The sequence below is a fragment of the Allofournierella sp. CML151 genome, from assembly GCF_027853465.1.
In the GTDB taxonomy this organism is placed as follows: domain Bacteria; phylum Bacillota; class Clostridia; order Oscillospirales; family Ruminococcaceae; genus Allofournierella.
Map to the genome: position 1 here is coordinate 24,704 of NZ_JAPNNW010000008.1, position 26,095 is coordinate 50,798.

General features: G+C 64.5%; 21 protein-coding genes. 5 read left to right on the forward strand and 16 right to left on the reverse strand.

Annotated features, from left to right (window positions below):
* Window positions 1-4: 4 nt before the first annotated feature.
* Complete coding sequence (locus PH256_RS07510; protein WP_270913618.1) at window positions 5-1,411, forward strand: CotH kinase family protein; 1,407 nt, start codon at window positions 5-7, stop codon at window positions 1,409-1,411.
* Window positions 1,412-1,493: 82 nt separating this feature from the next.
* Here the strand turns inward: PH256_RS07510 and PH256_RS07515 are convergent, their stop codons facing one another.
* The 16 genes from PH256_RS07515 to PH256_RS07590 form a co-directional block, all read right to left on the reverse strand.
* Window positions 1,494-2,768 carry a hypothetical protein gene (locus PH256_RS07515; protein WP_270913619.1) on the reverse strand — a complete coding sequence of 425 codons (1,275 nt, stop codon included), beginning with the start codon at window positions 2,766-2,768 and terminating at the stop codon, window positions 1,494-1,496.
* A 94-nt stretch (window positions 2,769-2,862) separates the two neighbouring features.
* Window positions 2,863-3,258: a hypothetical protein gene (locus tag PH256_RS07520; RefSeq protein ID WP_270913620.1), complete on the reverse strand. Its 396-nt coding sequence runs from the start codon at window positions 3,256-3,258 to the stop codon at window positions 2,863-2,865.
* A gap of 41 nt (window positions 3,259-3,299) precedes the next feature.
* Window positions 3,300-5,651, reverse strand: a complete 2,352-nt coding sequence (locus PH256_RS07525; protein WP_270913621.1) for an ABC transporter permease — start codon at window positions 5,649-5,651, stop codon at window positions 3,300-3,302.
* Window positions 5,648-6,433, reverse strand: a complete 786-nt coding sequence (locus tag PH256_RS07530) for an ATP-binding cassette domain-containing protein (RefSeq protein WP_270913622.1) — start codon at window positions 6,431-6,433, stop codon at window positions 5,648-5,650. Before PH256_RS07530 ends, PH256_RS07525 begins: the two co-directional genes overlap by 4 nt.
* Window positions 6,434-6,466: 33 nt before the next feature.
* On the reverse strand, window positions 6,467-7,651 hold the full coding sequence (locus tag PH256_RS07535) for a hypothetical protein (protein WP_270913623.1): 1,185 nt from the start codon (window positions 7,649-7,651) through the stop codon (window positions 6,467-6,469).
* A 28-nt stretch (window positions 7,652-7,679) separates the two neighbouring features.
* Window positions 7,680-8,954 (reverse strand): hypothetical protein, encoded by a 1,275-nt coding sequence (locus PH256_RS07540; protein ID WP_270913624.1) that lies wholly within the window; start codon window positions 8,952-8,954, stop codon window positions 7,680-7,682.
* A gap of 126 nt (window positions 8,955-9,080) precedes the next feature.
* Window positions 9,081-10,325 carry a hypothetical protein gene (locus tag PH256_RS07545; RefSeq protein WP_270913625.1) on the reverse strand — a complete coding sequence of 415 codons (1,245 nt, stop codon included), beginning with the start codon at window positions 10,323-10,325 and terminating at the stop codon, window positions 9,081-9,083.
* Between the two features lie 65 nt (window positions 10,326-10,390).
* Complete coding sequence (locus tag PH256_RS07550) at window positions 10,391-11,707, reverse strand: hypothetical protein (protein WP_270913626.1); 1,317 nt, start codon at window positions 11,705-11,707, stop codon at window positions 10,391-10,393.
* 92 nt (window positions 11,708-11,799) lie between these two features.
* Window positions 11,800-13,071: a hypothetical protein gene (locus PH256_RS07555; protein ID WP_270913627.1), complete on the reverse strand. Its 1,272-nt coding sequence runs from the start codon at window positions 13,069-13,071 to the stop codon at window positions 11,800-11,802.
* Between the two features lie 19 nt (window positions 13,072-13,090).
* Window positions 13,091-14,362, reverse strand: coding sequence for a hypothetical protein (locus PH256_RS07560; RefSeq protein ID WP_270913628.1), 1,272 nt, complete (start codon window positions 14,360-14,362; stop codon window positions 13,091-13,093).
* Window positions 14,363-14,574: 212 nt separating this feature from the next.
* Complete coding sequence (locus tag PH256_RS07565) at window positions 14,575-15,483, reverse strand: SPFH domain-containing protein (RefSeq protein WP_270913629.1); 909 nt, start codon at window positions 15,481-15,483, stop codon at window positions 14,575-14,577.
* 56 nt (window positions 15,484-15,539) lie between these two features.
* A complete protein-coding gene (locus PH256_RS07570) occupies window positions 15,540-16,004 on the reverse strand; it encodes an NfeD family protein (protein ID WP_270913630.1) in 465 nt (154 codons plus the stop codon).
* A gap of 422 nt (window positions 16,005-16,426) precedes the next feature.
* Window positions 16,427-17,728, reverse strand: a complete 1,302-nt coding sequence (locus tag PH256_RS07575; protein ID WP_270913631.1) for an MFS transporter — start codon at window positions 17,726-17,728, stop codon at window positions 16,427-16,429.
* A gap of 98 nt (window positions 17,729-17,826) precedes the next feature.
* Window positions 17,827-18,765, reverse strand: a complete 939-nt coding sequence (gene sdaAA, locus PH256_RS07580; RefSeq protein WP_270913632.1) for an L-serine ammonia-lyase, iron-sulfur-dependent, subunit alpha — start codon at window positions 18,763-18,765, stop codon at window positions 17,827-17,829.
* 28 nt (window positions 18,766-18,793) lie between these two features.
* Complete coding sequence (sdaAB, locus tag PH256_RS07585) at window positions 18,794-19,456, reverse strand: L-serine ammonia-lyase, iron-sulfur-dependent subunit beta (RefSeq protein WP_435890102.1); 663 nt, start codon at window positions 19,454-19,456, stop codon at window positions 18,794-18,796.
* 53 nt (window positions 19,457-19,509) lie between these two features.
* Window positions 19,510-20,349: a DeoR/GlpR family DNA-binding transcription regulator gene (locus tag PH256_RS07590; RefSeq protein ID WP_333766328.1), complete on the reverse strand. Its 840-nt coding sequence runs from the start codon at window positions 20,347-20,349 to the stop codon at window positions 19,510-19,512.
* Window positions 20,350-20,727: 378 nt separating this feature from the next.
* Here PH256_RS07590 and PH256_RS07595 point away from each other — a divergent pair, with 378 nt between their 5' ends.
* The 4 genes from PH256_RS07595 (at window position 20,728) to PH256_RS07610 (ending at window position 26,075) form a co-directional block, all read left to right on the forward strand.
* Entirely contained in the window at window positions 20,728-22,026 is a 1,299-nt protein-coding gene (locus PH256_RS07595) for an MFS transporter (protein ID WP_270913634.1), read from the forward strand.
* 167 nt (window positions 22,027-22,193) lie between these two features.
* Window positions 22,194-23,186, forward strand: coding sequence for a CehA/McbA family metallohydrolase (locus PH256_RS07600; protein WP_087183917.1), 993 nt, complete (start codon window positions 22,194-22,196; stop codon window positions 23,184-23,186).
* Between the two features lie 79 nt (window positions 23,187-23,265).
* Window positions 23,266-24,633, forward strand: a complete 1,368-nt coding sequence (locus PH256_RS07605) for an alanine/glycine:cation symporter family protein (RefSeq protein ID WP_087183916.1) — start codon at window positions 23,266-23,268, stop codon at window positions 24,631-24,633.
* 329 nt (window positions 24,634-24,962) lie between these two features.
* The gene (locus PH256_RS07610; RefSeq protein ID WP_270913635.1) at window positions 24,963-26,075 is read left to right on the forward strand and encodes a glycerol dehydrogenase; all 1,113 of its coding nucleotides are present in this window, start codon (window positions 24,963-24,965) and stop codon (window positions 26,073-26,075) included.
* Window positions 26,076-26,095 lie beyond the last annotated feature (20 nt).

Genomic DNA, 26,095 nt, shown 5'->3' on the forward strand with positions numbered 1-26,095 from the left:
AGCCATGCTGCGCCACAAACACATCGACCGCATCTGCCTTGCCGTCATGGCGCTGGCTCTGGTGCTGGCGGGGGTGCTCTGGCGAGGGGAGGCGCTGGGCATCCGCCCCACCCACAGCGACCCGGCCTACGCCTCCCGGCTGTTCGACGCGGATCGGGTACACACCATCGACATTCAGATCGAGGACTGGCAGGCCTTTCTGGCCGACGCACCGGAGGAGGAGTATTCCCCCTGCACGGTGGTGGTGGACGGCGAGCGGTTCGAGCAGGTGGGCCTGCGGGCCAAGGGCAACAACTCCCGGCGGCTGATCGAGGAATATGGCCTTAGCCGCTACAGCCTGAAGCTGGAATTCGACCACTACCAGACCGGGGCCAGCTACCACGGGTTGGACAAGCTCTCGCTGGACTGCTCCTTTCAGGACAACAGCTACCTGAAAAACCACACCGCCTACCGGATGATGGACTACATGGGCGTGCCCGCGCCCCTGAGCAGCTATGTGTGGGTGACGGTGAACGGGCAGGACTGGGGGCTGTTCCTGGCGGTGGAGGAGCCGGAGGAGGCTTTTGCCCGCCGCAGCTTCGGGCCGGACCACGGCCAGCTGTACAAGCCGGACTACAAGCGCCTTTCCGACGAAAACCCGGACGTGGCCCTGCGCTACACCGGCCCGGAGGAGGAAAACTACGACAACATCTTCCGCACCGCCAAGTTCGACCCCACCCCGGCGGACAAGCAGCGGCTGATCGAAGCGCTGGAGCAGCTTTCCACCGGGCAGCAACTGGAAAAGGCGGTGGACCTGGACCGGGTGCTGCGGTACTTTGTGGTGCAGGTGTTCACCGTCAATCTGGACAGCTACCTGGGCCGCACCGGCCACAACTATTTTCTCTACGAGGAAGACGGGCGGCTGAGCATGCTGCCCTGGGACTATAACCTGGCCTTCGCCACCTACTCGCTGGGTATGCCGGACCCCATCAACGACGCAGAGCTGTATGTGAATTATCCCATCGACACCCCCGCATCCGGCGAGGTGATGAAAAACCGCCCGCTCTACCATCAGGTGATGAAGCAGGACGAATGCTTTGCCGCCTACCACCGGTATTTCGACGAATTTCTGAGCGGATATTTTGAGAGCGGGCGCTTTGCGGCCGAGACCGCCGCCACCGCCCGGATGATCGCCCCCTATGTGCAGCGGGACCCCACCGCCTTCTGCTCCTACCAGGACTTCTGCACCGGGGTGGACACCTTCACCGACTTCTGCCTGCTGCGGGCCGAGAGTGCCCGGGGTCAGCTGGAAGGGGAAATCCCATCCACCTGGAAGGAGCGGGAGGAATGGGACGGCCCCTATGTGGACGCGTCAACGGTCTGGCTGCCGGACCTGGGCGAGATCGCCGACCTGGCGGACGGCGTGCACTGACCGGCAAACCTTAGCAATAAAAAGCGCGGCCCCGAACTGGAAAAACCGGTTCGGGGCCGCGCTGTTTTGCTTTTTGAGTGGGTCAGCTGCGCTGGATGGGGGTGAGCTGGGGGGAGGCGGCGGTGAACTGGTACTTGTCCACCAGGCTGTAGCCATAGCGCTGGTTGGAGAGGGTGGCGGAGGTGCCGTCGCCCCGGGGCGCCTGGATCTCCTCGGTGGTCAGGCTGCTCACCACAAGGTAGCTGGTCTCGTTTTCCGCCAGCACGGTGGCGCCCAGCTTGTCCTTGCCGTCGTCCCGGCTCAGGCACAGGTCCGACCGGCTCACTTCGCCGGTGGGGATGTCCACCAGAAGCTGACAGCCCTGTTGGAGCTGCTCGTCCCAGCAGGGGAGAAGGAAGGTGTCGCCGATCACATAGGGCTGCTCGGTCTGGCGAAGGGTTTCTCCCTGGGCCGTCAGCGGCAGGGTGCGCTGGGGCTGGCCCTTTTCGTCGCAGATGGCAAGCTGCAGCCCGTCGTTGGGATAAAACAGCAGCAGGGTCTCGCCCGCCATATAGGGCTCGGCATACTGCGTGTCATCCGGGCACAGGTCCGCCAGCTCGGTCAGCTGGCCGGTGGCCGGGTCCAGTGTGGTCAGGGTGTGGGTGGTGGCGCCCAGAACCCCCGTGCTGTCGGCCTTGTCCGGGTCGTAGCCCATCCGGTGCAGATACAGCAGCCCGTCCCAGCAGCCGACCAGGGTCACGTCCTGATCGCCCGAAAGGGTGGCCACGGTGGCGGCGCTGCCGCCCTCCTTGGGCACCCGGAGCACCTGGATGTCCTGCCCGGCGCGCCGGAACAGATACAGCTGGCTTGCATCCGCGGCGGCGCACATGAGCAGGTCGCCCCGGTCGCACTGATACACCAGGCGGCGGCCGGAGCCGTCCGGCTCCATGCGGTACACCGCGTCGGACCGGAGGAAGTAGAGCTGCCCGCCGGAGAGGAAGAGCCGGTACTCCCCTTCGATGGAGTCCAGGTAGGAGGTGTCGGTCTCGTCGGAGTGGTCGCTGTTCACCTGGGCGGAGAGGGGCACGTCCAGCCCGCTGGCGTAGTCCACATAGCGGAGCTGACCGGCCAGGCTGTTGGCCGGGGTGGGCTCCACGTAGTAAAAGCCCTCCTCGCTGCCCGTGCCCTGGGAAAACAGCTGGTAGGGCAGCGGGGCGGTCAGCTCCTGCACCGGGCCGGAGGAAAGGGCCGAACCGGCCTCGGCGGTCTGGCCGCTGCCGGAGGGGGCGGCGCTGGCCGGGACCTTGCCGCAGCCTGCCAGCAGAGCCAGCGCGGCGGCGACGGCGGCAAAACGGGTAAAACAGGTGGAAGGGTTCATAGGGATCGCTCCTTGTTGAAATCAGCTCCAGGCCCCCGCAGCATTTTGGCGGCGCCCGGCGGGCCGGAAAGACTTACCACGAAAAAGTGTTATATTAACCTTCTTTCACTTCCGCATGATAGTTTCCGTCTGTGACATGCAGCTCATAAATTTTTCCATCGGGAAGTTCCAATGTTGTCCCATCGGAAAAATGCTCCGAGGGCAAACGTTCAAGGGTATCGGGGTTCACGGGAATAAAAATCCTGTAGTCGGAATCCTCTGTGATCAAAATGCCTTCGTAATATCCGGCCTGATAAATCACGTTGCCATCCAGCACATAATCTTCCGCCAGATAGTAATAGTTTTCGCCCAGTTCACATGCTTCCATGCCGGGTGCCGGAAAGCTTTCTTCGGCACTACGTTCTTGCTTGTTCGCAATCACAAAAATTGCAGCAGCAAGAAGCAGAAGGGCAAGAACAGTAAGCATCACTTTTGCGCGGGTATGTTCCATTGTTGTCACCTCTCTCAGTTCAATTGCTCCTTGTTTCAGAGCTATTTCCATTTTTCATTCAGCCAGTTGATACACAAAAAGCCCACCCCCAGCGCGATGACCAGCGCGCCAAGCCCGGCCCAGACATCCGCCCGGCGGGCAAGCTCGGCCATGTGGAACAGGGGATAAAAGCCCACCCACCGCAGGCCGGAAAGCCCGCTCAGGGCCAGCAGCGGCGGCAGGCAGAAGGCGAGGCTGCCCAGGAACATGGCCCCCAGCGTGTTGCCGACGCACTCGGAAAAGGCCATCATCAGCAGCATCATGCAAAGGCAGGCCGCCAGCCGGGCCAGCACGGCGAAGACCAGCAGGTCGGAAAGGCTCACCCAGGCGGGGATGGCCGCGTAATCCTGCAGGCTCATGGCCGGGGCGAAGGGACGGCAGAGACCGTAATCCCGCAGCACGATCACAAAGCGGGGCAGGCAGGTGAACAGCCAGACCAGCACCGCGCCCAGCGCCCCCACCGCCAGCTTGCGGCGCAGGGTGACCCGGCGGCCCAGCGGCGTTGCCATCACCACCCGCTTCATGCCGCCCGCATGCTCGAAGGCAAACAGGCCGGAAAAACAGATGCAGCTCACAAGGCCCGCGATCAGGGTGTCCTGCAAGTCGCCCTCGCCGGAGAAGCCGAACAGCTTCTGCCAGCCGCTCTCGTAGACCAGCTGGGCCCTGGGATGCTCCTTCAGATAGGCCAGGTTCCCGTACTGGATGCGCTGGAACACGCCCATCTTCTGCTGTAAGCCGTAGTAGGCGCCCATCTGAGCCTGGTAGCTCTCCTCAGTGATTTCCCCCGCGGCCAGGGCCGCGTCCAGCCGGCGGATGGGCTCGAACTCCTCGTTCAGCTCCAGCAGCTTCTGGCGGGTGGCCTCGGTGTAGGGCCCGGCCAGCTGTTTCATGTACCAGGCGTAATAGATTTCCTCCGCGTCGATGTAGCTCTCGGTGGTCACGGTCTGCCAGGTTTGGTACCCGGCGAAGGCCAGCAGCACCACCGCCGCGCCGCAGAGCAAAAACAGCTTGCGGGCCTCCTGCCGCAGCACGGTGGTGGCTTTGGTTTTGGCCGCTTTCCGCCGCAGCCCGGCGAAGGCCGGGGCCGCCAGCAGCTGCCCCCGGCAGAAGAGCAGGCAGAAGCCGCCCGCCAGAAGGCTGCCGTACAAAATCACCGCCAGCCATTCCACCAGCGGCAGGCTGACCGGGGAATCGAACCAGTAAAGGTTCCGGTAGTTGCCCAAAAGCTCGTTGGTGCGCAGAATGCTTGCGAGATTCGCGTATTTCACCACGTTCAGGCGGCTGGTGGCGGGAATGGCCTGCCGGATGAGCCACTGGGCGGCGGGCAGGGCCAGCGCGGCGCACCAGCCCGCAAAGGCCCGGCGGGCCCACAGGGCGGCCAGCATCACCCAAAGGCCCATCACAAAGGCCCCGGCCCACTTGGCCAGCAAAAACAGCACCAGATACTGCCCTACCGTGATCTGCATGGTGCAGCGCATCAGGGCGGGCACGCTCTGGATGCTGCGCCCCAGCGGCCCGAGACCAAAGGTGAGCCCGCAGTAGACGAGGTTCACGCCGTATAACAGCAAAAGCACCGCCAAAAGGCTCACCGCCAGCGCGCCCAGCTTTGCCAGCGCGGTGTGCAGCCGCCCGCCGGGCATACTGCGCACCAGGTTCAGCATGCCGCTGTCCCGCTCCTGGCGCAGCAAAAGGCTTGCCACCAGCAGCATGGCCGCCAGCAGAATCAGGTCGGTGAACTGGTAGTCCAGCGCGGTGAACAGGCCCTTCTGGGGGGCATACTGAATGGATACGTTTCCCATGCCCGCATACACCGCGGCGGTCTTGTCGATGTTGGCCCGGTCGTAGCCGCTTTTGCCGGTGTTGAAGATGGAAATGCCGGAGAGCTGCTTTGCCTTGGCCTGCACGTCCTCCAGAAACTGGGGATAGCCCGCCACCGTGTCCAGCTCGGCCTTGAGCTGGCTCAGAAAGCTGTATTCCACCAGCAGATCGCCGGTGTAGAGCTGGTAGTCCTTGTCCTGATAGGCCTGCTCGTATTGGGCGAACAGATCGGCGTATTCCAGCCGCACGTCCACCCCCACATACCCGCCCACCGCCTGGTAGGAGAGGATCTGGTCGATCTGCAAAACACCGTACACAAGATCCAGCTTTTCGTTCAGAAAGGCCTGCTGGGCGGCGGTGTCCAGCCCGGCAAGGTCCCGGGCGGCGGCCCGCCAGGCCGCGGGCTGGGCGCTGTTTTCTCCGGGGCGGGTGCCGGTGTAGAGCAAAAACAGGTTGGCGGCGGCCAGCACCGCCAGGCACAAGGCGAAGATGCGCTGGCCCCAGACCTTGCGCAGTTCGGCAAGCAGCAGCCTCATTTGCCATCCTCCTCGCCGAAGACCGAAAGATACACCGCTTCCAGGTTCTGCCCCGGCGCGTGGGCGGCGATCAGCTCGCTCACCGGGGCCTGGTCCACCAACTTGCCGTTTTTGAGCAGCAGAATCTCGGTGGCCACCGTCTCCACGTCGCTCACCACGTGGGTGGCGATCAGGATGATCCGGTCCTTTGCCAGCTCGGCCAGCAGGCTGCGCAGCCGCACCCGCTCCTTGGGGTCCAGCCCGGCGGTGGGCTCGTCCAGAATCAGCAGCTTCGGGTCGCCAAGCAGGGCGCTGGCCAGCAACAGCCTCTGCTTCATGCCGCCGGAATAGGCGGCCAGGCGCTTGTCCAGCTCGCCGGAAAGGTTTACCCATTCCGCCACCCGGTCCACCTGATCGGGCACCTCCAGCACGGGAACGGATTTCAGCGCGCACATGTAGGAAAGGAACCGGCGGCCGGTGTAGCTGTCGTAAAGGCCCTGCTGCTGGGGCATGTAGCCCAGCACCCGGCGGAATTTGATGTCCAGCGCCCGGGCGCTTTTGCCGCACCACTGCACGGTGCCGCTGTCCGCCTTCAGGCTGCCGGTGATGATGTTGATGAGGGTGGATTTGCCTGCCCCGTTGGGGCCGAGCAGACCGTACAGGCCCGGGCCGAGGGAAAAGCTCACCCCGGCCAGAGCCTGCTTTTTGGTGACGGAGCGGCCAAACAGGCCGCCGTGGGTCAGGTAGCTTTTTTTCAGCCCCTCCACCGCAAGGAAAGGGGCGGGATTCGTTTGCTGGGTCATGGTCGTTCACCTCGAAAATGGAGCCGCGCCCGGTCAGACGCAGTCGTTTACCGGCAGATAGCCGTCCGGGTTGGAGTTCAGATAATTCTGTCGGGAAAGGAAGGCGTACACGTTGGCCGGAAGGCCGGTGCCGGAGTCGATGCGGTAGTCCGACGCCACCAGGCACAGCTCACCCACCTGGCTCAGCACCATCACCGGCCGGTCGTTGAAGGGGGTGCGCAGGGTCATCTCGGTGCAGCTGCCCGCCGGAAAATCCAGCACATAGGCGCACAGGTCGTAGGAGCCGCCGGTGCTTTGGGTGCTGGCGGCGGTGAGCAGCAGCTTGCCGTCGAACAGATAGCGCAGGGAGGGCGTGCCGTAGCCCTCCTTCAGCGAAAAGGAACAGGTGAGCTGCTCGCCGGTCGCAAGGTCCAGCCGCGTGACGGTGCGGGCGGTCTCGTCGATGGTGAAGAGATACCCGCCGCCCACAAGAGAGCTGCCGCTTTCGCTGCTGTCGGTGTAAAAGGGCTGCTCCAGCTTGTTGTCCCGGAGGGAGTACATGCAGTAGCGAAGCCCCTCTTCCGTGACCTGCTGAAAGCACAGCTCGTCCCCCGCGCAGCCGCAAAGGGCGTAATACGCCCCGTCCACGCCCAGGTCCAGCAGCGCTTCGGCCTTCCCGGCGGAAAGGTCCGCGCACCAGAGCTGGTAGCTGTTCTGGCCGTTTTCGCCGGTCTCCATCAGGTCAAAATACAGCCGGTCCCCGGCCAGGAAAAAGCTGCCCGCCGGCTGCTGATTGGCCGAAAGGGTGAAGGCGGTGCGCCGGTTGGAGCCGTCGAAATCCATGGTCATGGCCCGGGGGGCCTCCTCGTCGGTTCCGGCGAAAAATACCAGCAGCCCGTCCCCGGCGCGCAGCAGAAGGGGAGGAAAGCTGGCGCCGGGGGTGGCAATGTAGCTGGTGCAGCGGTCGCTGTCGTGGCTGCAGCCCGGGTCGGCGCACAGAAATATGCGGCTTTTGGTGGCGGCGTCGGTGTAAAACAGGTTGGCCGAGCCGGGGGAGATGCTCTGCAGTTCGTAAACGCCCTCCTCGGTGGGCACGTAGACGCCATCCCCGGCGCTGACAACGGCGGCGGAGCCGGACGGGGCCGCTGTCGAGGCGGCGGTTTTCCCGCCGCAGCCGGTCAGACAGCAGGCAGCCAGGGCCCCGCAGAGAAAAAGGGCGGAAATTCGGGTCGTTAACATGGTCATTCACCTCGAAAATGGGGCCGGGTCATTCCAGCCGGGTAACGGGCCGGTAATTGGGCTTGGAGGCCCAGAAATCCGCTTGGGAAATCAGGGCGAAGGCGTGGACCGGCTCGTCGATCCCGTAGGAAATGCCATTCGGTCCCGGTACCTTCACGGTGCGGTAGCTGCGGCTGGGGGCCACCAGATAATCGCCGCCCGGCTGGGCAAAGATGTCCAGCATGCGCAGCTTGTCGCGGGGGCCGGTGCTGTCGGCAAAAAGCTCCTGCCGGGTGGTTTTGCCCGTCTGGTCGATGAGGAAATTGTAGGCGGTGCGGCCCTGGTGGGCCTGCACCACATAGCCCGCGTCGGTCACAAAGGCAAGGGTGACAAAATCCAGCGAGCGGCCGCTGAACAGGTCGGTGGAGAGGGTGGTCTCCTGGCCGGTGGCGATCTGGATGCGGCGCAGCGTGCCGGTCTTGGTCTCCAGCAGAATCAGCGCGCCGTCCCGGCAGGCGGCGCTCACCGGTTCAGAGCCGTTGTACAGATCCCGCAGCTCGCCGCTGTCCACGTTGTAGGCGGCGTAGGCACTCAGGGTGTCCGACACCATGGATTGCAGCACCAGCTCCCGCCCGGCCGCGCCCACGATGCGCATTTCCCGCCGCTGCACCGAATTGTCGGTGGTCACCTTGCCGGTGGCCAGGTCGATGGCCGCGATGCGCTTTTCGCCGCTGCCCTCGCCCTCGCCGTAGTCGGTCACAATGGTGTAAAAGGTCCCATCCCCGGCGGCGGGCAGAGAGGTGAACGCATCGGATGCGCCGAAGCGGGCCAGCTCCCGGCGGCCGGAGCCGTCCGGCGCAAGGGTCAGCACCCGGGGCAGGGCGGCTTCGCCGTATTCCGCGAAGGCGTCGGAATCCCAGGGCGAGCCGTTGAAGGTGACGAACACCTGCTGGTCGGTGGCGTAAACGTTGGCGCTGGTGCCGCTGTATGCGAACCAGGCGGGGCAGGTTTCGCCGCTGTGGGAGCAGTTGGGCTGGCTGCACAGGGGCAGGTCCTGGCCGGTGGCGTAGTCGATGTACCGCAGCAGGAACGCGCCGCCGTCCAGTGTGGACAGGTAATAGTAGCCGCTGGAATTGCCGCTGCCGAAAGCGGTGTCCCGGCCGAGGGCCTCGAGCCCGCCGGAAGCGGTGGGCAGGGTGACCTGAGCGGTTTCGCTTTCGGCGCCGGCGGCGCCGGAACCCCCGGAAGGGGCCGGGGCCGCGCCGCAGCCGGCCAGCAGAAGGCAGGCGGTGAGGATGGCAAGCAGGCGGTTGGATCGTTTCATAAAAAGGGCCTCCGTTCGCTGTGCGGGGGGCGGTATTCCCCCGGCTGGTTTCTGGCCCCAGTATAGTCCTTCGCCGGGCACGGTGTATGCAAGGAGATGTAACGAAACTGCAAATTCCCGGCCCGGTCATGCGCCGGGGAAGGGAATCTCCTCGCCGTCTGCGCCCTGCAAAAACTCCTCCTTGGTCAGAACGGTGTAAACGCTGTAATACCCCAGCTCGCCCACCAGGTTTTCCTGTTCCTGGCCCTTTAAGGGCAGTTCGCCGTCCCGCACCCGGCAGATGAGCTGATCGCCCAGGTCGGCCACGATCATGTGGGCGTTCTCCTGGGTGGGCAGATAGCGCATACCGGTGAGCTGGCCGCTTTCCGTGTCCAGCAGCGCCCAGGCCACATTGTTCTGCGCGTCGTCCAGCGTCAGCGCAAACTGGTCGTCGAAGAAATGGACCAGACCAAACAGCCGTTCGCCCTCAGCCAAAGCGGGGGCGTCGAACTCCCGGGTCTCGCCGGTGAGAAGGTTCTGGTAGCCCAGACGGTTGGTATTGGCGTCATAGGTGCAGAAATAGTCCCCCTGTATGGTGCAGTAGGTGGTAACGTTATCATGCGCAGGGCCCAGCAGATTGTCCTGCCAGTGCTCCAGCGAGGCGCCGGGGGAGGAAAGGTCCACGGTGAAATACTGGCGCTGCTCGTAATTGGTGCACAGATACACAAGGCGGGTACCCGCCGCGCCCATCAGCTGGAACACCTGACGCTCCTGCTCAGGGTATTCCAGCACCACCTCCCGCGCGCCGGTGGCCGGGTCGATGCGCTCCAGGCGGCTGCGGGAGCCGCCGTTCTCGTCCACGCCGGTGACCTCCATCAGAAAGGAGGAGCCGTAGCCGAATATGGAACCCAAAAAGCGCTCGCCGTCCTGCAGCTCCAGCACGGTTTTGCGGTTGGCCCCGTCCGGGTCCAGCTGCAAAATTCGCGGCCCGTGGGACTGGGTGGTGGAATTCTGGACCGCATAGAGGTGGCCGTTCGCGAAAAAGAGCCCGGAGCCGTAGCCGCCGTCCAGGGGCAGCCAGGAGGTGCAGGCCTCGGAATCGTGGGTGCAGTTTGGCACGGCGCAGAGGTAGGTCTCCTGCCGGGAGCTGGCGTCCACATAAAACAGGTTCTGGCCGCCCAGCCGGACCTGGCTCACCGTATACAGGCCGTCGGACGAGACGGCGTATTCGCTGAAGCTGTCCACATAGGCCACGTGGGTGATGGGGGTGTCGCTGCCCGGCCAGGCGGCTGCCGGTTGGCCGGGCGCGGCTTCGGACGAGGGCGCGGCGCAGCCGGAAAGGGCCAGGCAGGCGGCCAGGGCAAGGGCGAACAGTGGCTTGGGTGATTTCATACAAGGGTCCTCCTTTGGACGGTGTGACACAAGAAAATGGCAGGAAGCGCGGGCGTTCCCCCGACTCACAGGCCCCAGTCGCCGAAGGGCTCGGCGTTGGGGGTACCGGCCCAGTAATCCGCCTTGGAGATGGCCGCGTACTGGGGCTTTGTGCCCGGAACGTAATAGGTGGTGCCGTCCGCGCCGGTCTGGGGCAGCGAGACGTCCTGCTGCGAGAGGATGATGAGATAGTGGTCCTGGTCCAGGTCGGTCACCCGGCTGGCGGCGGTGGTCTCGCCCAGATAGGAATAGGTCAGCGCCCATTCCTTTGGTGCGCTGCCGTCGGCGCTGAGGGTGTAAAAGCGTTCCTGTTCCAGGGTGCCGGTGCCGGGGGCGAAGACCCGCTCCTCAAACAGCAGGTGGCCCGCGTCGCAGTCGTACACGGTGGCCTGGGTGCTGCCGCCCGGCTCGGGCAGGGTGTAGCCGGAAAGGGCGGTGTCCTGCCCGGTGGCAAGGTCCAGCAGATGAAACCGACGGTCCTGCTGGTTTTCATACACCAGGGTGGAGCCGAAGAGGGACGGGTAGGGCTGATCCTCCGCCCACTGGTACACCGTTTCCCGCTCCAGGGTGGCAAGGTCCAGCCGCACCAGCTCGTAGCCCCCGGCCTCCCCGGTGCGGTAGAGGATGAGGGAGGAGCCCACGCAGCCCCACACCCACTCGTTTTGTTCGGCGCTCAGGGGGCAGACCGTCCGGCAGGTGCCCTTCACCGGGTCGATGCATACCAGCTCGGCCTCGGTGGTTTTCTCCAGGTAGGTGTTGAGCCGGGCGTAGATGACGCTGCCATCGGTGGCCATGGGGCGCTCCACCGTCTGATTGGCGGCAAAGCGCAGGGCCTCGCGGCGGTCGCTGCCGTCCAGGCCCATCACCTCCAGCCGGGGCAGGGCCGAGGCATCCGACCCGCCGCCGGGCTGGCCCGGGAAGAAGAGCACCAGTGTTTCGCCCACCACCTCCGGCAGCGCACCGCCGGGGGAAAGGGGGATGTAGCTGGTGCAGCTGTCGGAATCGTGGGGGCAGCTCGGCGCGGCGCACAGAGGCAGAATCTGGCGGCTGGCGTAGTCCGCGTACCAGAGGTTGAAGCTGCCGTCGGCCCGGGCCCAGGGGGTGACGAAGTAAAGACCGTCCGGCCCGAAGCCGCCCAGCGGAACACCCCCGAAGCCCTGCAGCAGGCGCAGCGGACCGGCGGGGGCGGTGTCGGCGCTCTGGGTGCTTTGGGCGCTGTTTTGGACGCTGCTTTGGGCGGGGGCGCTGACTGTTCGGGAAGCGGCCCCGGCATCGGGCTCGGCGCAGCCGGAAAGGGCCAGGCAGGCGGCCAGGGCAAGGGCGAACAGGGCGTTTTTTTGCATGGCGGGTCAACTCCTCTTCAGATGAATCAAATGCAAAAACACGCGGCCCCGGATGCGTGAAGGGCTCCGAGGCTGCGTTTGGTACAGGGGGGTCAGGCGGCGGGCTGGCAGGCGTTGTAATTGGCGCTGCCGGCCCAGAAATCCGCCGTGGAAAGCCAGGCGTAGTGGGGCGTGACCCGCTCCACCGTGCTGACCATGCCGCCGAAGGATTCCTGCACCTGCCGGGTGACGTACTGGTCAATCACATACACCCGGTCGCCGCTGGTTCCGCACACGGTCAACGGGCGGCCCATGTTGTCCAAAAGATTCAGCTCCCGAATCTGGCCGGATGTAAAATCCAGGCAGAAGTTGGAGCTGCGGGCCACGCCGCCCTCGGCCAGATCGGCGGTGAGGAAGGCCTTGCCGCCGATGGTGCGCACGCTGTAAAGGCTTTCAAAGGGCAGGCCCTCCGGGTTGGGCAGCTCCCGGGTCTGGCCGTCGGAAAAGCTCTGGCGGGTGAAGCACTTGGTGTCGTAATCGTAGAGATACAGGCAGTCCCCGTCCACCACCCCGTATTGCCGGGACAGCCGCCAGCTGGCCAGCTCCTCCAGCTGGGCGGGGGCGTCCGCGTCCAGCCGGCTCAGGTGGTGGATGTTGCGGCTGTCGATGGTCTTGACCAGCAGCGACCGGTCGTAGGCGCCCACCAGCCAGAAGCCGGTGTCCTCGGGGGCGTCCATCAGGGGGGAGAGCTGGCCGCTTGCCTTGTCCAGCGCGCAGAGGCTGCGCTTGAACCGGCCGTCCGCGCCGGTCTCGGACAGCATCAAGTAAAGAAAGCTGCCGTCGGCGGCGTAGAGGTCGGGGTCGGGCTCCTGCCCGGAGGAAAAGCGGGCCAGCACCCGGCGGCCGGAGCCGTCCGGCTCCATCACCTCCACCCGGGCGGGCTCGCTGCCGTCGGCGGAGGAACCGAACACCAGATACAGCTGCTCGCCGTCGCACAGAAGGCCGGGAGTGATGCCGCCGGAGGTGTCCACATAGGCGGTGCAGGCCGCCGAGTCATGGGCGCAATTGGGCGCGGCGCACAGCTGGGTCTGCTGGTTCGAGGCGTAGTCCAGGAACAGCAGAGTGCAGCCGCCGCCCTCGCCGGTTTCCAGGGTGTACAAGCCGTTATCGGCGGCGGCGTTGCTTCCGGGCCCGCCCGGGTCGCTGATGATGCGCAGGGTGCCGGAGGCGGCAGGCCGGGCCGGTGCGGCTTCGGCGCTCGGGGCGCTGCTCTGGCTCTGAGTAGGGGCGCTGGCTGCCCCGGCATCGGATTGGGGCGCGGCGCAGCCGGAAAGGGCCAGGCAGGCGGCGAGTAGGGCGGCAAGCAGCCGGTTTGTTCGGTTCATGAAGGATTCCTCCCTTGGGTCATTCGGAATAGTTGAGGGTCAGGTAGTTGGGGGACGAGCTCCAGTAGTCCGCCGCGTCCATCACGCCGTAGAGGGGGCGGGCGGTCTTCATTACGGTGGGGGTGCCGTCCGACAGCTCGGTGTGATAATCCACGGCCTGCTCCTCCATTTCCACCAGATACTGCTCGGTTCCCGGGAGAGAGGCCAGGACGCGCACCCGGCGCTCGGAGCCCATGATATCGAAGTAGGTCAGGGTAAAATCGGAGCTCTCGCCGGTGGCCAGGTCCACCTGGACCAGGAGCGTCTCATCGGAATCCGGCAGGAACAGGGAGAGAAGGGCGTGGTCGTCCCGGCAGTCCAGAAAGCTGGCGGAGCCGTCGCCCAGGCCGCCCTCGAACAGATTTTCCTTCAGCACCCGGTCCTCCAGGGCGACCCAGTCCAGGCCGTGGAGGGCATTTTCCGAGAAGGAGTAATAGTAAATCTTCCGCCCCTGGACGGCCATGGTGGTATCGCCCAGGTCCGGGTAGGGTACCTGGGCCTTTTCCCCGGTGGCCAGGTCCAGCCGGGTCAGGGGCATGGCCAGCTTGCCCTGAACGGAGGTCTGACTGCACAAAAGAACGCAGGAGCCGAAGGCGCCCATCAGCTGTTCGGAGTGCTCTGCATCCATCTGGTAAATGGATTCCCATTCGCCGGTGGCAAGATCAATGCGGATCAGGTCCTCTTTCGGCCACCCGTCTTCGGCGGTCTGCAGGGTGCAGTAAAGGTCCTTGCCGTCGGTGATATAGGGGTCGCGTAATTCCTGTTCGGCCCCGAAGCGGGTGAGCAGGGTTTTACCGCTGCCGTCCGGCTCCATGGTCATGATTCCGGCCAGGGCGGCTTCGCCGTACTCGTCCACCGAGCCGGACACGCCGGGGAGAACCAGTAAAATCTGCTCGCCGATGACCATGGAGCGGATGCCGCCGTAGGCAAACATCCGGCCCTGGCACTCCGGCCCGGTGTGGGCGCAGCCCGGCGCGGCGCACAGGGGAATCAGGGAGGAGGAGGCGAAATCCCCGTACAGCATGCGGATGGAACCGTCCGGCAGGGGGACCATGTCCACCGTATAAAAGCCCTCGGCGGTGACGGCGCTCATTTCGGGCAGGACCTGCAGCTCCAGTCCGGCCAGATCCGGGTTGGCCCCGGTGCTCTGGGCGCTGGATGCTGGGGAATCGGCCCCGGCATCGGATGAGGGTGCGGCGGCGCAGCCTGCCAGCAGCAGGCAGGCAGTGAGGGTGGCGACGAGTCGTTTCATAAAAAGGGCCTCCTTTCGCCGGGCAGCAGCGAATGTTCCCGGCTTATTTTCTGGCCCCAGTATAGCCCCCGGCGGGGCACGGTGTATGCAAGGAGATGTAACGAAACTGCAAATTCCCGGCCCGGCGGCAGGGCGCAAAAAAAAAACGCGGCCCCGAACCATTTTCCGGTTCGGGGCCGCGCTGTTTGTGTTGGCCTGTTTATTCAGTTTGCTTACTTGGCGGCGGTGTCGGTGGTGGCCATCTCCTTGATGGAGGTGACCAGACCCGCCAGGTTCTGCATGTCGCTGGGGATGATGAGCTTGGTGGCACGGCCGTCGGCCACCTTGGCCAGGGCCTCCAGGCCCTTCAAAGCCAGCACCTTGTCGTTGGGGGCGGCCTCGTTCAGCAGGCGCAGCGAGTCGGCCAGAGCCTTCTGCACCTCCAGGATGGCCTGGGCTTCACCCTGGGCCTCACGGATGCGCTGCTCGCGCACCGCGTCTGCCCGCAGGATGGCGCTTTCCTTTTCGCCCTCCGCCTTGGTGATGGCGGCGGTCTTTTCGCCCTCGGCGATCAGGATGGCTTCGCGCTTTAAGCGCTCGGCCTTCATCTGCTTCTCCATGGCGTCCTGGATTTCGGCGGGCGGGATGATGTTCTTCACCTCCACCCGGTTGACCTTAATGCCCCACTTGTCGGTGGCCTGGTCCAGGATGGCGGTGATCTTGGTGTTGATCACGTCGCGGCTGGTGAGGGTGTGGTCCAGCTCCATGTCGCCGATGATGTTGCGCAGGGTGGTGGCGGTCAGGTTCTCGATGGCGCTCATGGGCCGCTCCACGCCGTAGGTGAACATCTTGGCGTCGGTCACCTGGAAGAAGACCACCGAGTCGATCTGCATGGTCACGTTGTCCCGGGTGATCACGGGCTGGGGCTTGAAGTCCACCACCTGCTCCTTCAGGCTCACCTTCTTGACGACGCGCATCAGGAAGGGGACCTTGAAGTGGAAGCCGGCGCCCCAGGTGGCCTGGTACACGCCCAGCCATTCCACCACGTAGGCGTTGGCCTGGGGCACGATGCTGATGCAGCTGATCAGCAGAAGCAGCAGAATGACCAGGATGGGAATCAAAACAATCAATACTGTGGGCATAATCGTTACCTCCGTTTCTTATTCGAAATCGCTGTTACATAAGGGGTACGCGGGGGTTATTGAGCCGCGGCGGGGGTCTTTTCCGGGGCCACGGTCAGGGTGGTGCCGCCGATGGACTGCACGGTGCAGCGCTCGCCGGCGCGGATGGGGCTGTCGGTCACGGCGTTCCAGTCCACGCCGTCCAGCCGAACGCGGCCCACCACACCGGGGCGCAGGTCCTCCAGGGCCTGGGCGGTGCGGCCGATGTTCCGGTCCAGCTCCACGGCGGCGGCAGGCTTGCGGGCACGGGCCCGGCTGACCAGGGGCTTGGTGGCGATCAGCGCCACCAGGCTCACCAGCAGGAACACCAGCGCCTGCCACAGCAGGTTATGGGTGAACAGGCTGGCGATCAGCGCCGCCAGCGCGCCCACGGCAAACCAGACGGTGACCAGGTTGGCGGTGGCAAGCTCCACCACCACGAACACCGCCAGCAGAACGGCCCACAGCCAGATGGCCGCGGTGGTCGAAAGCAGGATCTCCATGGGTGTACTCCTCTCCGGCGGGATCAGATCACCGCCTTTTTTGTTTGCGGCGCCCCCGCAGCCTTCGTTTGAAAAATACGGGGCCACCTTTATTCAAGCGGATGTACCGCCTGTAAAACCTTATGCAGAAAAGTTTGGAACGAATATTCATTCGGGCGGCGGCCAGCTTCCGGCCCGGGCCGGAAAGTGGTGCCGTTGTCTGTATTTTAACAGATGGCGGGTAGGAATACAAAGCCCGCCTGGGGCAAAAATTGGCGGTTTTTTGCCTTTTTTGCGAAATTTTTGCCGGGGGGACCCCCAATCGAAGCCGGGCGAGGCGGGGCGAGTCCGGGCGAGCCCGGGCAAAAAACAAAGCCCGGAAGGGATGAAAGTCCCCCTCCGGGCACGAAAGATTGTTCAAGAAACCGGCGGAAAAGGGTGTGTTAGTGCCCCAAATACCGCCAGCTGAAATACTGCCAGGCCTCGCTGATAAACAGCGCCAGGGCGGACACGGTGGCCAGCGCCGCCCAGAGTAAGTACACCTGCTGCCAGCCCCACAGGTCGCTCACCCAGCCGGAGAGCGCGCCGCCCAGCGCCGCGCCCACATAGGCCAGGAAATTGAAGATGCCGGTGAAGGCCGCGCTCTGGCCGGTGCGGGCAAAGCGCAGGGGGAGCAGGGTGGTGAGGATGGTGGTCACGCCGTACACAAGCCCCAGCAAAAGGCCCAGGCAGACCACAAGCCCCGTCAGGCTGTTCTGCAGCGCCACCAGCAGCCAGCCGCACAGCGCCCCGGCCCCGGTGAGGGCAAGCAGCGCGCCCTCCTGCCCGCCGTGCAGCCGCCGCACCAGCCAGCCGGTGGCCAGCAGCCCGGCGGTGCTGAACAAAGGAATCACCGAGGTGAACAGCCCCACCAGACCCTCCTGACCCGGCCCGGCCAGCTGCTGCAGCAGGGTGGGAGCCCACAGGTTGATGCTCTCCTTGGTGGAGCCCTGGGCCAGAATCACAAAGGCGAAGCTGAGCATGGGCAGGGTGAGCATGGCGCGCATAAGGCTGCCCCGCTGCCGGGGCTCGCTCGGCTCGTCCTTTTTGGCGGGGGCGGCCAGCAAGGCGGGCCGGTAGCAAAGCCCCGCCGCCCGAGGGCTGGATTTCACCCCCCGCAGCCAGACCCAGAAAAAGCAGAAGGCCACGATGGCCGGGCAGAAGAACACCCAGCGCCAGCCCGCCACCCGCAGCACCGCGCCCAGGCCGCTCCAGGCCACCAGATAGCCCAGCGTGGTGGGCAGGCTCAGGAGAATCGAGACCTTTAAGTATTCCTCCGGCTCGAACCAGTTGGTGGTGATCTGCAGAATGGGCGGCCAGAACAAGGCCAGCGCCAGGCCGTTCAGCGTCCACAGCGAGGCCAGCGCCCAGTAGCCGGAACAGAAGCCGATGGCCAGGTTGCACAGCCCGCTGGCCGCAAGGCCCAGCGCCACCACCCGCTTGGGGTCCCACTTCACGCTCAGCCAGCCGCCCAGCAGCTGGCCGGAGGCGTAGGTCCAGAAATACAGGGTACTCACAAGGCCAGCCTGACCCCGCCCGATGGAAAGCACCTCCATCAGGTCCTCCAGCGCCAGCGAAAGATTGGTGCGCAGCAGGTAAGACACCGTGTAGGCGGCCACGCACACCGCCAGCACCCGCCGCTTTTGTACGGCCAGCACGTTGGACTGCTCCACAGCGATCACCTCACGTTTTTGATTTGTCCTCACAGAAAAAATGGAAACAGAAAACCAGAGCGGGAAGGGCTGCCCGCCCCCGGATGCCCGCTCTGGCTGTTTTGGTCTCTGTTTTGAATGTGCCGAAGCGCTTACCGGCCGCCGCAGGCCCCGCAGGACGCGCAGCCGCCGCCCGCCGCCGGGGCGGTGCCGAACACCTGCTCATACAGCTTCTGGCCGGTGGGCGTGGCCGCAAGGCCGCCCTCGGCGGTCTCCTTCAGGCTGCTGCTCATGGCGTCGCCCACCTTCTTCATGGCCAGGATGGTCTCGTCCGCCGGGATGGCGCTGCCGATGCCCGCCAGTGCCAGCTCCGCCGCCACAAAGGCCCCGGCCACGCCGGAGGCGTTGCGCTTGATGCAGGGGATCTCCACCAGGCCCGCCACCGGGTCGCACACAAGGCCCAGAATGTTTTTCAGGGCAATGGCAACCGCGTCGCTGGCCTGGGCCGGGGTGCCGCCCGCCAGCTCCACAATGGCCGCCGCCGCCATGGCCGCCGCGCTGCCGCACTCGGCCTGGCAGCCGCCCTGGGCACCCGCCACGCAGGCGTTGGTGGCGATCACCATGCCCACCGCGCTGGCGGTGAACAGGGCCATCACGCAGTCGTGCTCGGAGCAGCCCAGGTCGTTCTGCATGGTCAAAAGGGCAGCGGGCAGGATGCCGCAGCTGCCCGCGGTGGGCGCGGCCACCACACGGCCCATGGCCGCGTTCAGCTCGCTCACCGCCAGCGCCCGGTACAGCGCCCTGCCCAGCACGCCGCCGGTGAGGGTCTTGCCGCTTTCCACCGCCTTGCGCATCTTGAAGGCGCTGCCGCCGGTGAGGCCGCTGGTGCTGCGCAGGTCCTCGGCGCAGCCCGGCTCGATGCAGGCGGCCATTACTTTATAGGTCTCGGCCATCTGGTCGTAGACCTCCTGCTCGGTCTTTTCCAGCTGGGCGGCCTGCTGGCGCAGCACCAGAGCCGAAATGGGCTCGCCCGCCTTTTCGGCTGCGGCCACCAGGGCCGCCACGGAATCGTATTTCAGTTCAATGCTCATAAGGTACCTCTCTTTCCCGCGCCCTGTGTCAGTTGGCCAGCAGCATGGTGGAACTTAAGATGTGGGGCAGCGCCTCGATGCGCCCGTTCAGCGCCGGGTCCAGCCCGCCGTCCATCTCGATGGTCATCACCGCCACGCCGCCCTTTTTCTGGCGGGAAAGGCGGAAGTTGCAGATGTTCACCTGGCTCTCCGCCAGCAGCTCGGTCACCGCCGCGATGATGCCCGGGGTGTCCTGATGGAGCACGATCAGGGTGTTGTACTGGCCGGAGATGTATACCTCCATGCCGTTCACCTTGGTGACCAGGATGTTGCCGCCGCCCACGCTGGCCCCCTGCACGCTCACGGTGCGGCCGGTGGCGTCGGTGAGGGTGATGAGGGCGGTGTTGGGGTGCGCGCCGTCGATCTCGGTGGGCAGAATGCTCACCGAAAGGCCCGCCTCTTCGGCAAGGCGCGGCGAAAAGCGGATGCGCTCGTCGTCGGTGGCCATGCCCATGATGCCCGCGATGAGGGCCTTGTCGGTGCCGTGGCCCTTGTAGGTCTTGGCGAAGCTGCCGTGCAAAAGAATCTGGGCGCTCACCGGCTCACAGCCCAGCAGGGCCCGGGCCACCCGGCCGATGCGCACCGCGCCTGCGGTGTGGCTGCTGGAAGGGCCGATCATCACCGGGCCCACGATATCGAATACATTCATCATATTGCTTTGTTCCTCCCGATGGGTTTGTTCTTAATTTGAAGTAGTATGGCCGTTCACACCAGAATCAGCCGTGCGCCGCAGGCCTCCACCGCGGCGGCCTGCTCCGGGTCCACCCCGCCGTCGGTGACGATGGCCTCCACCGCGCTGATGGGGCAGATGCGCACCAGGCTTGCCCGGCCGAACTTGCTGGAATCCGCCACCACGATCACCCGGCTGGCGGCGTTGCGCATCTGGTTCTGCATGGAAATCTCGCCCAGCCGCTGGTCGGTCAGGCCCGCCACCGGGTCGATGCCGGTCACGGTCAAAAACAAAATGTCCACATGCACATGGTCCAGGATGCCGGTGGGGAAGTCGTTCACCAGGGTGCGTTCGTCCCGCGAGAGGATGCCCCCGGTCAGGATCACCGTGAAGCCGGGCTTGTCCGCTAAAATCAGCGCGTTCTGGATGGAGTTGGTCACCACGGTCAGCCGCTGGAACCGGGCGGCCAGCGCCTGGGCCAGCACCTGGCTGGTGCTGCCGTAGTCCAGCGCAACCACCTGGCCCTCCTCCACCATGGCGGCGGCCCGGCGGGCAATGCGCTGCTTTTCCTCCATGTGCAGGCTGTTCCGGGTGGAAAGCGCCACGTAGCCCACCATGGGCGCGGGGGCCTCCGGCTGCTGCAGGGGCACCGCGCCGCCGTGGATGCGCCGCAGCTTGCCCTGCCGGTCCAGCTCCTCCAGGTCCTTGCGCACCGTCTCGGAGGAAACGCCCAGCGCCTCCACCAGTTCGGCGGTGTGCACCGTACCGTCCCTGTCCAGCATTTCTAATATAATGGAATACCGTTTTTTCGCAAGCATTTGTTTTCCGCCCTTTCGTGTGCGCTTGTCGGGGCAAACCGCCCGCTGTTTCTGCATCAAATTATAGCAAAAGCAGCCGGGTTTGAACACTGTTTCACAGATAAATCCCAATTTTCGTCCCCCGCCGCCCCGGTCGGACCGGGGGAAACGGTTGGGGAGAAATTGCGAATTACTTGGCTTTACAATAAGTATACCGGGCCAAACCCAAAAATTAAACAGATAAAATGAACAAAAAATGAAGATTCTCTTTGTTTAATTGCTAAAAATGGGGAAAAGGGCTTGAAATCAAAGAAAACCGCAAGTATACTGTGATTGTTCCCAAGAGGGGCGGCCGCAAGGGCGGTGCCCCCGCAAGCAGAAACGGTATTCCGCGGCAAGGGCGTTTGCCGCGAAAACGAAAATGTGCAATGAGAGTGTTTTGAGGAGGAATTTACCGTGAGCAACAAGACCAAGGCCGCCATGATGAAGGCGGCTCCGAACCGCTGGTTCACCTTCTGCATCCTCACCCTGTCCGGCGGCATCGCCTTCAAGCTGGGCAGCATGAAGGATATGTTCTACGTTCCCATGCAGGAGTTCATGGGCCTGACCAATACCCAGATCGGCGGCGCCATGAGCGCCTACGGAATCGTGCAGACCATCGGCCTGATCGCCGGTATCTACATCTGCGACATGTTCAGCAAGAAGTACATGATCGGCGGAAGCCTGATCGGCATCGGTCTGGTGGGCTTCTACCTGGCCACCTTCCCTCCCTACTGGGGTTTCCTGGCAGCCTTCGGCGTGATCGCCATCCTGGCTGAGGTTACTTACTGGCCCGTTCTGCTCAAGGCCATCCGCCTTTTGGGCGACGAGAAGACCCAGGGCCGTATGTTCGGCTTTTTGGAAATGGGCCGCGGCATCGTGGACGTGATCATCGCGGGCACCGCGCTGGCCATCTTCGGAGCCATGGGCGAGGGCGCGGGTGCCCTGCGCGCCGGTCTGATTTTCCTGTCCTGCGCCACCATCGCGGCGGGCATCCTGTGCCTGATCTTCGTTCCCAACGACGAGAAGCGCGTGGGCGCCGACGGCAAGGAGCTGAACAAGGCCACCGCTGCCTTCGGCGGCATGGTGCAGGCCCTCAAGAGCGTGGACATCTGGGCCGTTGCTCTGAACGGCTTCGTGGTCTACTGCATCTACTGCGGCCTGACCTACTTCATCCCCTTCCTGAACAACATCTACCTGCTGCCCGCCACCGCGGTGGGTGCCTACGGCATCATCAACCAGTACGGCCTGAAAATGGTGGGCGGCCCCATCGGCGGCTTCATGTCCGATAAGGTGCACAAGTCCAGCGCCAAGCACATCCGCATGGGCTTCATCGTCTGCATCGTGGCCATGGCTCTGTTCCTGATGATCCCCCACGAGGCGCTGGGCGCTTCCGGCAACTGGATCATCGGTGCTGCCTGCACCCTGGGCTTCGGCGCCATCGTGTTCACCATGCGTGCCGTGTTCTTCGCCCCCATGGACGAGGTAAAGGTTCCCGCCGAAATCACCGGCGCGGCCATGAGCCTGGCTTCCCTGGTGATCTACCTGCCCAACTCCTTCGCCTACCTGATGTACGGCAACTTCCTGGACCGCTTCCCCGGCATGGCGGGCTACCGCATCGTGTTCGGCGTGATGATCGGCTGGGCCGTGATCGGCGTGTTCGTGTCCACCTTCCTGATCAGCCGCATCAAGAAACATCAGCAGGCCGGCAAGTAAGCAAAATGCACGCGGAATCCCTTGTTCTTCGTGCAAATCCATAAAAAAATTCGCACAGCATACAAATCCGTGGTGGAAATCCACGGATTTGTATGCTATTCTGAAACCAAGAGGCAAGACCCGCGCATCCGGGCGGCCCAAACAGATGACAAGGAGTGACGAAACCCATGCGTGAGTACCACGGCTTTACCGGCTGCGGGTCCTTCTATAAGGGCAACCTGCACAGCCACACCACCATTTCCGACGGCATGCTGACCCCCGAGCAGAACGTGGCCCAGTATAAGGAGCACGGCTACCATTTCCTGTGCATGTCCGAGCACGACATCTTCACCGACCACCGGGCCCAGTTCAACACCGAGGACTTCATCATCCTGCCCGGCGTGGAGGCCACCGCGGTGCTCTACCGGGCCATCGGCACCAATGAGCGCTACAAGCTGCACCACATGCATGGCATCCTGGGCACCAGCGAGATGCAGAAGAATGCCCCCGAGGGCACCTTCGGTCATCTGCAGTACCTGCCGCCCATCAAGTTCTTCGGCCAGTGGGAGGGCGCAAAGGCCGCCCAGCAGCTGAGCGACATGCTGCGCGCCCACGGCTGCCTGGTCACCTACAACCATCCGGTCTGGAGCCGCGTGCTGGACGAGGAATTCATGGACACCACCGGCGTGAGTGCGCTGGAAGTGTTCAACTACAACTCCACCAACGAGGCGGCGGTGGGCAGCGGCCTGGTCCAGTGGGACCGGATGCTGCGCGCGGGCAAGCGCATCAACGGCTTTGCCAGCGACGACAACCACAACGAGGGTCTGTTTGACGACGCCTGCGGCGGCTGGATCTGCGTGCAGGCCGAGAGCCTGACCCACGACGCCATTGTGGAGAACTTCATGAAGGGCAACTACTACTCCTCCGCCGGCCCCGAGATCTATGACTGGGGCGTAAAGGACGGCAAGGTGTGGATCGACTGCTCCAAGGTGGAGCGTGTGAACTTTGTGGCGGGCAACATCGTGAACGACGGCGGCACCGTCATCGGCGAGCTGCGCAAGGACACCCTGACCCACGCCGAGCACACCCTGAAGGGCCACGAGAGCTACGTGCGTGTGGAGGTGGTGGACCGGTTCGGCCGGGCCGCCTGGACCAACCCCATCTATCTGGAGTGGGACTGAACCGCCGCACCCATGCATGACCTCAAGCCTTGCGGCGTTTGCGCCTGCGCTTACGCGTAAATGTTAGGAGGAAAGACCCATGTTGGATCAACTGCAATCCACCCTGGAATTCATCGACGGCAAACTCTGGGGCGATTGGCTCATGTTCGTATTGCTGGGCGTGGGCGTGCTTTATACCATCGTGACCGGGGCGGTGCAGGTACGCCACTTCGGCTACATCATCAAGAAAACCCTGTGGGAGCCCATCCGGGGCAAAAAGAACGGCGAGGAGGATGCCGGCGGCATCACCTCCTTCCAGGCGCTGTGCACCGCCGTGGCCTCCTGCGTGGGCAGCGGCAACATCGTGGGCGTATCCACCGCGGTGGTGGCCGGCGGCCTGGGCGCCATCTTCTGGATGTGGGTGGCCGCCTTCGTGGGCATGGCCACCAAATACAGCGAGATCGTGCTGGGCCTTCTGTATCGTGAACGCAACGAGCAGGGCCAGTGGGTGGGCGGCCCCATGTATTACATCAAAAAGGGCCTGCACGCCCCCTGGCTGGCGGTGCTGTGCGCGCTGTTCATGGTTACCCAGATCATCGGCGGCAACTTCATCCAGTCCAACACCATCAGCGGCGTGATGAATCAGAGCTTCGGCGTTGCACCCCTCGTTACCGGCATCGTGCTGGTGGCCCTGATCTTCATTGTGACCCTGGGCGGCTTGCATCGCCTGGCCCATGTGGCCCAGAAGCTGGTTCCCGCCATGGCGCTGCTGTATGTGGTGGGCGGCCTGGTCATCATTCTGATCAACGCCCCCAAGGTGCCCGGCGTCTTCGTCGAGATTTTCCAGAGCGCCTTCGGCCTGCGGGCCATGGCGGGCGGCGCGATGGGCAGCATGATCATCGCCATGCAGAAGGGCGTGGCCCGCGGTCTCTATTCCAATGAGGCCGGCGAGGGCTCTGCCCCCGTCATCCACTCCTCCGCCAACGTGAAGCACCCGGTGCAGCAGGGCATGACCGGCGTCACCGAGGTCTTCCTGGACACCTTCGTCATCTGCACCATCACCGGCCTGGTGCTGGGCGTGACCGGCGTCATCGGCAGCGGCGTGCCGGACAACGTGCTGGCCATCAATGCCTTTGCCACCGTGTGGGAGCCGCTGAGCTATGTGGTTTCCATCTGCCTTTTGCTGTTCAGCGGCACCACCCTGATGAGCCAGTGGTACTTCGGCTTCGTGGGCCTGAACTATGTGTTCGGCGCAAAGGTTGCCGACAAGTTCAAGTACGTTTTCCCGGCCTTCTGCATCATCGGTGCGCTTTTGAAGGTGGAAATGGTCTGGACCATCCAGGACATCGCCCTGGCGCTGCTGACCATCCCCAACCTGATCGCCATGATCGTGCTGTTCCCCAAGGTGCGCAAGGCCACCAAGGAATTCTTCAGCGACCCGGAGCTGTACGAGGGCGCCCGGCGCTGAATGACCTCTTTCTTTTGATTCCAATTTGGATATTACGGCCTGTAATATCCGAGTTGTAATACCAGTTACCAACAATAGCCTATTGGTAATATATCCCCCTTTTTCATCCTTTCTCTCGGGCAGCCGGTCCCCACACTCCTTGGCCGGCTGCCGCAAATCATCTGCAAAAAGCGGCTTCGGGCGTTTGCCTGGGGCCGCTTTTTGCGTGTTCAAAAGGGGGATTCCCCCTGGAATGAGAACTTTACTCTTGCAAAGTGCTCCGGTTTGTGATACTTCTGTTAGTAGAGAGCAAGGGCCATGCGGCCCGAAAACGGGAGGGGAGTTTTGTAATGACAGACCATGAACAGGACAGACGCACCGGCGCACCCAGCCGGTATGTGCAGGGGCCGGGGGCACTGCGCCGCCTGGGCCGCTATACCCGGCGGCTGGGGCAGGGGCTGTTCCTCATCAGCGACGCGGCGGGCATCGAACGCATCCGGCGGGATGTGGAGGAGGGCCTGCCCGGCGCGGGCGGGGTGGAATTTGTGCCCTTTGAGGGGGCCTGCTGCGAAAAGGAGATCACCGAGCTGGTGCGCCGCTTTGAGGCCAGCGGCTGCCAGGTGGTGGCGGGCGCAGGCGGCGGCCGTCATCTGGACGTGGCCAAGGCCGTGGCGGCCTTCGCCCGCGCGCCCATGGTGATGCTGCCCACCGTGGCCTCCACCGACGCGCCCTGCAGCGCCCTGGCGGTGCTGTACACCCCGGACGGCATCTTTGACCGGTACCTGTATCTGGACAAAAACCCGGATCTGGTGCTGGCGGACACCGCCCACATCGCCGCCGCCCCGGCCCGACTGCTGGCGGCGGGCATGGGGGATGCGCTGTCCACCTGGTTCGAGGCCCGGGCCTGCGCCGAGGCAGGGGGCAAAAACAGCTTCGGCACCGCCCCCGGCGCGGCGGCGCTGTGCCTTGCCCAGGGCTGCTGGAACAACCTGCTTCGCTGCGGGGCCAAGGCCCTGGAGCAGGCCCGGGAAAAACGCCCCGGCGAGGAATTGGAAACCATTGTGGAGACCAACATCTACTTAAGCGGCGTGGGCTTCGAGAGCGGCGGCCTTGCCGCGGCCCATGCGGTGGCCAACGGCATCGCCAGCCTGGGCCGGGCAAACCGGGCAGGCCACGGCGAGGCGGTGGCCTTCGGCGTGCAGGTGCAGCTGGTGCTGGAGCAGCGGCTGGGCGCACAGCCCTTGCGGGCAAGGCAGGACCTTAGCCAGGTGCGGGCCTTCTGCAAGTCGGTGGGCCTGCCCACCGGCCTTGCGGACCTGGCGCTTGCGGACATCACCGGCGAGGAACTTTCCGAGCTGGCCCGGGTGGCGCTGGACCCGGCGGGCAACATGGGCAACATGCCCTTCGCCGTCACCGCCGAGCAGCTGATCGGCGCGGTGAAGGCGCTGGCGGAGCCGGTGTGAAGCCGGTTTGGTTAAAGAAC